The sequence below is a fragment of the Streptomyces sp. NPDC002536 genome, assembly GCF_053594995.1.
The window spans coordinates 1-9,069 of record NZ_JBSFWU010000169.1 but is presented as its reverse complement, the minus strand read 5'-3'; the positions used below and the strand labels follow the sequence as shown (position 1 = coordinate 9,069).

The window sequence follows — 9,069 nt, the reverse complement described above, 5'->3', positions numbered from 1 at the left end:
ACCCGAGGTCCGCGACCGGCCCGGCGGCGCGGTCCCGCGCGCGTTCGGCGAACGCGGCCAGCATGGCGCGGTCCAGTGGCGTGTCGGCGAGCACGGTCTTGTAGCGCTCGGCGTAATCGACGGCTATGGCGTCGTAGAACGCCCGCGTGGTGTGCAGATGAGAGGGCTCGGTCACGGGGGAGCACCCTAACGCCCGGTGCAACGGCGCCGTCGCGCGGGGTGATTCGCCGGTTTCCCGGACGCGCCGGGTCCGCATGCGGCAGATTCGGCACATGAGTGGCTACGAGGACAAGGTTCCCTCCTATCTGATGTTCCGGGTGGCCCAGCAGGAAGGGCCGATTGCGGCATTTGTCGAGCAGGAGGCCTGGCAGGCCCGGAAGTTGTACCCGGACCTGATGGGCGTGGGCGTCGCCGAGTTCTTCTACGCGCACGAACGCGAGGCCGGCGGCTGGGAATTGTCCGCCTACGGGTGCGACACCCCGCAGCAGGCCCGGGACACGCTCGGATCGCAGTTCCGTATGCGCTCCAAGGAAGCCGAGGACGCGGGTGACGAGAAGGCCGCGAAGACCTGGATGGACGCGGCGCTGCGCATGGACCGCGAAGTCGTCGACGAGCTGTGCGTGCTGGGGCACCGGTTCAGGATCGTCCGGGCCTCCCACTTCATCCGCATGGGCGGCAGCGGCCCCGAGCCTCCCCGTCCCTCCGACCCCGACCCCGGGGAGACCGGCGAGGCGTACCGACTGCCGTCGCGCACCCAGGGGTTCGTCGTGGACCCGGCCGCCGGCACGGGCCTCTCGGACGGCATCCTGAAGCTGGACCTCGTCCAGTTCGTCGCAGCGCGCGGCGTGCCGCCCGAGGTGGCCGAGGACGCGCGGCGGGCCGCCGGACGGTATCCCGGCGGGGTGCTGCTGCCGGCCGCGTTCATGGTCTCCGAGCGGGTGGACGGCCGGTGGCGGGCGCACCGGCCCGGCGCGACCTCCTCGACGCCGCAGGGCGCCCGGGACGTACTGGCGACCTGGCTGCGGGTGATGGCACCGTTCACCATGGAACTGGACGAGGCGGAACGCGCGGTGTACGCGCAGGCCGCCGACCGGCTCGACGACAGCCGCGGCAACGTGGTGAACGTCGACGGAACCCGCTTCCGGGTGACGCGGGTCGAACGGCTCGTCCGCGTCGGCCCCGACGGCCCGGAAGGCCCCCGCCCCTCCGACTTCGACCCCGACCCGCCCGTCGAGGTCTCGGTGCAGCAGCTGAAGGACCGGGGAGAGTGGAAGGAAGAGGACGAACCGCTCGAACTCGACGAACAGACGCTGCGGCTGAAGGAACTGTGGGAGCAGGAGGAGGCCCGTCGCGCCGAGGTGAGGGGGCGCAGGAAACGCGCAGACGGAGTGTGAGAAAAATGGCGGGTGATGGGGGAGGCAAAGGCGCAACCTTTTACGAGTCCTGAACCTCCTTCAGTTGGGTGTTCGGCCGTGTCGCCGTACACCAGCGCAGAGCTCGCCGGAAAACGGCTCGTAAGGGAACCGAGGGATACATGGGCTTGGGAGGAAGGGCTGCGGCCCGGATGGCACGGACAAACGTGGGGAGGGGCCGTAATGCCGAGCTGTTGATGCTCGCCTTCGCGGTACTCCTCACGCTGTTCGGCTACGCCTCCGTGGGGATGGCCGTCGACGGGAAGGTGCCGGGCTCGCTGTTCGGCTACGCCCTCGGGTTTTCGGCGGTCGCCGCCGCCGCGCACGGGGTGATGCGCAGATTCGCCCCGAACGCCGATCCGTTGATCCTGCCGCTCGCCGTCGGGCTGAGCGGCCTCGGGCTGGTGCTCATCCACCGGCTGGACATTTCGTACAAGATCCGTTGGCACTCCGCGCCGGGCGAGACCAACCAGCTGATGTGGAGCGGGATCGGCATCGCCGTGTGCCTGGCCATCGTGGTGCTCCTCAAGGACCACCGCCTGCTCCAGCGCTACCAGTACGTCATGGTGTTCGCCGCCCTCGTGCTGCTGATCGCCCCGGCGTTCTTCGGGGCGGACACCTACGGGGCGAAGCGGTGGATCGTGCTGGGGCCGCTGTCGTTCCAGCCCGGTGAGTTCGTCAAGACCGCCATCGCGGTGTTCTTCGCGGGATACCTGACGCTCTACAAGGACGCGCTCGCGCTGGCCAGCCGACGGATCATGGGTTTCTACCTGCCGCGCGGACGGCAGTTCGGCCCGATCGCCGCGGTGTGGGTGCTGAGCCTGGTGGTGCTCATCTTCGAGCGCGACCTCGGCACCTCGCTGATCTTCTTCGGCCTGTTCGTGATCATGCTGTACGTGGCCACCGAGCGCACCAGCTGGGTGGTGATGGGCCTGCTGATGTTCTCCGTCGGAGCCGTCGTGGTCGCCTCCTTCGAGCCCCACGTGCACGGCCGTGTCGCCGCCTGGCTGCACCCGATGGACTACTACAAGGTGCCCCGGCCGGCCGAGATCGTCTCCGACCAGGCCGCACAGGCGCTGTTCAGCTTCGGCAGCGGCGGCGTCATGGGCACCGGCCTCGGCAAGGGCCACTCGGACCTCATCAAGTTCGCCGGGCGCAGCGACTTCATCCTCACCACGGTCGGCGAGGAGCTCGGGCTCGCCGGCACGATGGCGGTCTTCGTGCTGTTCGCGCTGCTCGTCCAGCGCGGTCTGCGGGCCGCGCTCGACGCCCGCGACCCGTTCGGCAAGCTGCTGGCGACGGGCCTGGCCAGCGCCCTGGCGCTGCAGGTCTTCGTGGTCTGCGGCGGTGTCATGGGCCTGATCCCGCTGACCGGCAAGGCGCTGCCGTTCCTCGCCTCCGGCGGTTCGTCCCAAGTGGCGACCTGGGTGCTCATCGCGCTGCTGATCAAGATCAGTGACGCGGCACGGAGGCCCGATCCGGAGCCGGCGCCCGATGAGGACGACCAGGCGACGCAACTGATCAGACACTGAGAACACGGCGGAGGCCGGGCCCGGAAAGGGTCCGGCCTCCGCCGTTTCCGGTCAGGACGTTCCGGTCACGGCGTCTGCCGGGGCGCGTCGACGACGGCGCGCTCCAGGACGGCGCCGGCGTGGAGGAGCGTGCCCGCCTTGCCCCAGTCGCTCGTCCTGGTCAGGCAGCTGCGGTCGCCGAGGTAGGCGAGGCTCTGCCGGTCGAAGACCCACTCCGTGCGCTCGCCGCGCTGTGTGTCCTCACGGGCGATGGCGATGCCGTGCCGGCCCTTGGCGTCCGTCGCGTCGGTGATCTCGACGACGCCCGGGATCTTCGCGGCCGCCTTGTAGAGGGCGGCTTCGGTCTCGGGCGGCATGACGGCCGACTTCAGGAGCAGGCCGAAGGCCTCGAAGACGGTCTGGTCCCTGTCCTGGCCCTTGACCGGCCGGACCTCGTTGCGGAGCCGCTCGTACAGGGCGTCGGGGTCGGTGGGCAGCGAGGCCAGCCACTGGTACGTCGGCCGGTCGAGACCCGCCGGGACGGGATCGCCCATGATCGGGAAGTACTTCCCGTCCTGCTTGGTCAGACCCTGGTCGTCCTTCCGCGGAGCCGACCTCTGGGGCAGCCAGCTCTCCCACTCCTTCGGCTCGCTCGTCTTCACGGGCTTGTAGTGGACGGTCTCGGTCGTCAGGCCCCGTACGTACACGTACTGGTCCTCGCGCACCGGCCCGGTGCCGGACTTCATGGCCACCGCCGCGATCCGGTCCAGCAGCACGACCGCTCCGCGGCCGGAGGCCGCTTCGGTGCGGGGCGCTTCGGCGGGTGATGGGGTGCGGTGCGCGTCCGGCAGCGTCGCGATCAGGACCCCGGCGACGGCCAGCGCCGTGGCGGGCATGAGCACGGCGGGGCGCAGCAGTCGGCGTCGGACCGTGGCGACCGGGGTGCGGTCGCGGTCGATCTGCCGCATCAGCCGTTCCTTGTGGTGGAGGTGCCGGCCGGGCGGCAGGTCCCGTTCGGCCGGGGCCGGCAGCAGCCGGGACAGCTCTTCGCGCTCGGTGGTGTTCATCGGGCCTCCTCCTGGACGGTCAGGGCCGCGAAGGCGGCACCGCTGCTTGCTTCGAGCTGCTGATCGGCGAGTCGGCGGAGCCGGGCACGGGCGCGGGACAGGCGCGAACGCACCGTTCCCACCGGAATGTCCAGGGCCTCTGCGATCTGCGCGTAGTCCAGCCCGGACCACACGCACAGGACGAGCACCTCCCGTTCCGGGCGCCGCAGACCGTCCAGGGCCCGGCGGACCGCGGCCAGGTGCCGCGCGTCGTCGATCCGCCCGGCCGCCTCGTCGGCGAAGTCCGCCACCGGCTCCGGGGCAGGGCGGCGGGCCAGGAAGGCGAGGCGCCTGCCGAAGCTGCGGTTGGCGTTGCGCGCCTTGTTCGTCGCGATCCCCAGCAGCCACGGCCTGAGCGAATCGCCGTCCGGCTCCAGCCGCTCCCGGGTGCGCCATGCCTCCAGGAAGGTCTCGGACATCACCTCCTCCGCCGTCGACCAGTCGCCGGTCAGCCGGTAGGCGTGGTTGTAGACCGTCCGCGCATGCTCCTCGTAGAGCTGGGCGAACGCGTCGCGGTCACCTGCTCGTAGTCGTGCACGCATGCGGTCTCCTGTGTTTTGTGGTGCTCACACATCATTGCTCTCCGCGGCGTGCAGGGAGTTCCGGGTGACCTGGGTCACGCGTGCGGCCGGGGCCCACGGTGTTGCCAGTGCCCGCCAGTATGGTGTGCGCAGCGGTGTTGATCAGCGGAAACAGGGGAGAGGAACGGGCTTGATGTGTGCGTATGGGGCTTCGCCCGCGTCCCGCCCCGCCGCCCGGTAGCGGAAAGGCAGCTGTGGACCTCCTGTCCCTGCGGTACTTCCAGGCCGTCGCCCGCCACGAGCACATCAGCCGCGCCGCGGACGAACTGTGCGTCGCCCAGCCCTCGGTGAGCCGCACCATCGCCCGGCTCGAAGCCGAGCTCGGCGTCCCCCTCTTCGACCGCCAGGGCCGCCGCATCCGCCTCAACCGTTACGGCACCGCCTTCCTGCGCCGCGTCGACCGCGCGCTGGCCGAACTCGACGACGCCCGCCGTGAACTCGCCGACGCCGCGGGGCCGGAGCAGGGCAGCGTCGCCGTCGGCGCCGAGACCATGCTCACCCTCGCCGGACTGCTGGCCGCCTTCAGGGACCGGCACCCCGGCGTCACCGTCCGCCTCTTCCAGTCCCACGCCCAGGAGATGGAACGCCGGCTCCGCGACCGCGAAGTGGACTTCTGTGTCGCCTCGCAACCGCTCGCCGGGCCCTCGCTGGCCTCGCTCGAACTCCTCCGCGAGGAGGTGCTGCTCGCCGTCCCGCCCGGCCACCGGCTGGCCGGGCGGGAGCGTGTCGGCATCGCCGAGCTCGCGGACGAGACCTTCGTCAGCACCCGCCCCGGACACTGGCAACGCACCCTGCTGGACCGGCTGTTCGCCGAGGCGGGCCTGGTCCCCGCCATCACGTGCGAGGGCATCGAGCCCGGCGCGACCCAGGAACTGATCAGCGCGGGCCTCGGTATCGGCCTCATCCCCGAGATGTCCTGCCGTGGCGCGGCCGTCGCCCCGGTTGCCTGGGTGCGGCTCGACGCGCCCGGCTGCCACCGCACCCTCACGCTCGTCTGGCGGCAGGACGCCTATGTCTCCGCCGCGGCCCGGCACTTCCGGGAGCTCGCCGTCGAGCACTTCGGCGGGATGTGGGATGCCACGGGAACCTTATGCGCGTAACGGCATGAACATATGGCAGAACTGGTCGTGGAAGGTATGAGAGTTCGTCTCTACGGTCGAGGGTGAGCACTTCACCTGCCAAGGAGGTACGGCCCATGGCCAGCCCCAACCGTCCCGTCGACCCCGCCGCGTCCGGGGAGTTCGTCGGCTACGTGGACGCGATCCTTGCCACCCTCGCCACCGCGGACGACCCCGGGCGCACAGTGCTGACCGCCGCCGACGGACGCCGCATCGCCGCGGGGGAGTTCCGCGACGACATACTGCGGACGGCGTGGGACCTGGCCGGCCGGGGCGTCGGCCGCGGCACCGTCGTGTGCCTGCTCACCGGCAACACCCCCGAGGCCCTCGCCGCCCGCTACGCCGTGAATCTCACCGGCGCCTGCGTGACCAGCCTCTACGAGGGCATGGCTCCCGAGACCCTGGCCCGCATCGTCGAGAGCGTCGAAGCCGCTGTGCTGCTCGTCGACTCCACCCGGTACGAGGACGCGAAGGAACTGCTGCCCCTGGTCCCGGGGCTCGCGGTGCTCACCCTGGGGCCCGGCCCCTTCGGGGAGGACCTGCAGGCGAGCTCCGCGCAGTACGAGCCGCGGCCGTTCGCGGGCACGGCAGGCCCGGAGGACATCTGGAGCATCCGCCACACCGGCGGAACCACCGGGATCCCCAAGGGAATTCCCATGGCACACGGCCCCTACGCCGCCTCCGTGAACCAACCCGCCGACGAGGCGCACCGCTACCTCGCCTGCACACCGCTCGCTCATCTCGCAGGTGTCTTCACCGACATGACCCTCATCCAAGGCGGATCCGTCGTCCTGCAGCACTCCTTCGACCCCGGCGAGGTCCTCGCCGCGATCGAACGGGAGCGCATCACCGACGTGTTCGTCCTGCCGCCCCTGCTCTACCGGCTGCTCGACCACCCGCACCTGGCCGCCACCGACCACTCCAGCCTCCGCCGGCTCGCCTACGGCGGCTGCGCCGCCTCGCCCACCCGGCTGCGCCGCGCCGCCGAGGTGTTCGGTCCGGTGCTCTACGGCGCCTACGGGCAGTCGGAGGCCCTCACCCTCACCCTGGTGACACCGGAGGAGCACACGGTGACCGGACGCGACGGCCGGATCACCACGGGCCGCCCGCTGCCCGGTGTCGAGCTCGCCATCCGCGACGCGGCGGGCCGCACCCTGCCGCCGGGGGAGGAAGGCGAGATCAATGTGCGGTCCGCCGGGATGATGCGCGGCTACTGGAAGCAGCCCGGGCTCACCGCCGAGGTGATCCGGGACGGCTGGCTGCGCACCGGGGACGTCGGCTATCTCGACGAGAACGGCTACCTGTTCATCGTCGACCGGATCAAGGACATGATCATCGTGGTCGGCGGGCACGTCTACCCGGCCGAACTCGAGGACTTGATCCTCACCCACCCCGACGTCGCCCAGTGCGCGGTCTTCGGCGTCCGCGACGACGACGCGGCCGAACAGGTCCACGTCGCCGTCGTCCCCGCGGCCGGACGCCGCCCCGGCCTGGACGGGCTGCGCACGTTCGTCACCGCTCACAAGGGCCCGATGTACGCCCCGAAGGCCGTGCACCTGGTCCCGGCGATCCCGCTCACGTCGGTGGGCAAGCCGGACAGGAAGCGGCTGCAGGCCGAGTACGGCGCCGGTGGCGGCGCCACTGACTGATCAGGCCTCGGGCCGGCGGCCGAAGTGCACGGTCTTGGCGGTCAGCAGGAACAGGTCCGCCCGGCGGTCGACGCCCGCCGGGTCGGCCGGGTCGAGCAGCCGGTCCAGGGTTGCCGTGTCGTCGGGGTCCAGGAACTCGCGGAGCATCGAGTGCATCCGCTCCAGCCACAGGCGCACCGACCGCCGTGCCCCGTCGTCGAGGGGAGCGGGACGGTCCACGAGGAAGGACTTGCTGCGGACATCGGTGAGACCGGCGGTGCGCAGCATGCCGGGCCAGTCCTCGGTCACCGCGACCGATCCGGGCAGTTCGTCCCGCATCCGGTTGTAGTTCAGCGCGCGCGCCGCATCCAGCCGCTCCTGCAGGCCGGGACGCCCGAAGCCCAGGTCGCGCGGCAGCCAGCGGGCCGGCAGTCCGCCCTCGACGATGGCCAGGACGCCGCCCGGCTCCAGCAGCCGGGCCAGCCGGCCCAGCGCGTCCTGCTGGTCGCCGACGTGGTGCACGACCTGCGCCGACCACACCAGGTCGGCCGGCTCCAGGCCGTCGAGCCCCTCGGGGAACGCGGCCTCCCGGGTCCGCAGTTGCACACCGAGCCGCTCGGCCCGGTCCCGGGCCCGGGCCAGCAGCTCCGGCGCCCCGTCCACCGCGGTGACCTCGGCCTTCGGGAACGATTCCGCCAGCCGGCAGGCCGCGACGCCGGGGCCGCTGCCGATGTCCAGGATCCGCCGCGGGTCCAGGTGCGCCAGCTCCTGCAGGGCCTGGCCCACGTAGGGGCTGTGCGTCTCGCCCTCGAGCTCCAGCAGATCGGCCATGGCGGCCCAGTCGAAGTCGCCGTCCGTGTGCGAGTGCGTGTGCGTGTGCGTGTGCTTGCCCATGTTCTTTCCCCTTCCCTTTGTCCGGTGCCACCGACCCTGCGCCCGGTCGGCCTGGATTGACAAAACTTGTTGCCGTTTCTGCAATAGAGGGATGGAAGACGTGCTCGCCGCCGTGGGGCCGAGGCTCAAGCACATCCGGCAGCAGCGCGGATGCACGCTCGCGGCACTCTCGAAGACGACCGGGATCTCGGTCAGCACGCTGTCCCGGCTGGAGTCCGGACAGCGCAGGCCGAGCCTGGAACTGCTGCTGCCGATCGCCCAGGCCCACCAGGTGCCGCTGGACGAACTGGTCGGCGCCCCGCCGGTCGGCGACCCACGGGTCCGGCTGAAGCCCGTCCGGCGCGGGGATGCCACGGTGGTGCCGCTGTCCCGGCAGCCCGGCGGGCTGCAGGCCTTCAAGATGGTGATGGGCACCGCCCGCAGCACCCCCGAACCGCGCACGCACGAGGGGTACGAGTGGCTGTACGTGCTCGGAGGGCAGTTGCGGCTGGTTCTCGCCGAGCACGACGTCGTGCTCTCGGCGGGCGAGGCAGCCGAGTTCGACACCCGGCTTCCGCACTGGTTCGGCAGCACGGGGGAGGCGCCGGTGGAGATCCTCAGCCTGTTCGGCCCGCAGGGCGAGCGCATGCACGTCCGCGCGCGACCGGGCGGCGGGGGTCAGGGGCGCCCGGACTAGGGCCTGTCCGGCGGATCTTCGCTCGTGGGTGCGGTGCGCCCCGTCAGGGGCGCGGGGAACTGCGCGACCAGCCACGACGCTCCCGCAGTCGAGGTTCTCGGGGCTGCGCCCCGGACCCTGGGGTAGTGCGTCGGCTGCAGGCC

8 protein-coding genes are annotated in these 9,069 nt (G+C 71.6%); 5 read left to right on the top strand and 3 right to left on the bottom strand.

The features are described from left to right. The first annotated feature begins 272 nt into the window (after positions 1-272). Together ACWD4B_RS33900 and ACWD4B_RS33895 are read left to right on the top strand one after the other, a co-directional pair. Positions 273-1,394 carry a DUF5954 family protein gene (locus ACWD4B_RS33900; RefSeq protein WP_451424379.1) on the top strand — a complete coding sequence of 374 codons (1,122 nt, stop codon included), beginning with the start codon at positions 273-275 and terminating at the stop codon, positions 1,392-1,394. A gap of 170 nt (positions 1,395-1,564) precedes the next feature. After that, positions 1,565-2,944: an FtsW/RodA/SpoVE family cell cycle protein gene (locus ACWD4B_RS33895; RefSeq protein WP_336415164.1), complete on the top strand. Its 1,380-nt coding sequence runs from the start codon at positions 1,565-1,567 to the stop codon at positions 2,942-2,944. 65 nt (positions 2,945-3,009) lie between these two features. Here the strand turns inward: ACWD4B_RS33895 and ACWD4B_RS33890 are convergent, their stop codons facing one another. Then, positions 3,010-3,990: a CU044_5270 family protein gene (locus ACWD4B_RS33890; protein ID WP_451424378.1), complete on the bottom strand. Its 981-nt coding sequence runs from the start codon at positions 3,988-3,990 to the stop codon at positions 3,010-3,012. Beyond that, positions 3,987-4,571 (bottom strand): RNA polymerase sigma factor, encoded by a 585-nt coding sequence (locus ACWD4B_RS33885; RefSeq protein WP_451424377.1) that lies wholly within the window; start codon positions 4,569-4,571, stop codon positions 3,987-3,989. Before ACWD4B_RS33885 ends, ACWD4B_RS33890 begins: the two co-directional genes overlap by 4 nt. Before the next feature lie 233 nt (positions 4,572-4,804). On the opposite strand from ACWD4B_RS33885, the gene ACWD4B_RS33880 reads away from it, so the two are divergent. Both ACWD4B_RS33880 and ACWD4B_RS33875 read left to right on the top strand, forming a co-directional pair. Then, positions 4,805-5,710, top strand: coding sequence for a LysR family transcriptional regulator (locus ACWD4B_RS33880; RefSeq protein WP_451424376.1), 906 nt, complete (start codon positions 4,805-4,807; stop codon positions 5,708-5,710). Positions 5,711-5,805: 95 nt separating this feature from the next. Next, entirely contained in the window at positions 5,806-7,377 is a 1,572-nt protein-coding gene (locus ACWD4B_RS33875; RefSeq protein WP_451424375.1) for an AMP-binding protein, read from the top strand. Here ACWD4B_RS33875 and ACWD4B_RS33870 read toward each other — a convergent pair whose 3' ends face one another. Then, positions 7,378-8,250 carry a class I SAM-dependent methyltransferase gene (locus tag ACWD4B_RS33870; RefSeq protein ID WP_451424374.1) on the bottom strand — a complete coding sequence of 291 codons (873 nt, stop codon included), beginning with the start codon at positions 8,248-8,250 and terminating at the stop codon, positions 7,378-7,380. A 91-nt stretch (positions 8,251-8,341) separates the two neighbouring features. Between ACWD4B_RS33870 and ACWD4B_RS33865 the strand changes: the two genes are divergently transcribed. Beyond that, entirely contained in the window at positions 8,342-8,926 is a 585-nt protein-coding gene (locus ACWD4B_RS33865; RefSeq protein ID WP_451424373.1) for a helix-turn-helix domain-containing protein, read from the top strand. Positions 8,927-9,069 lie beyond the last annotated feature (143 nt).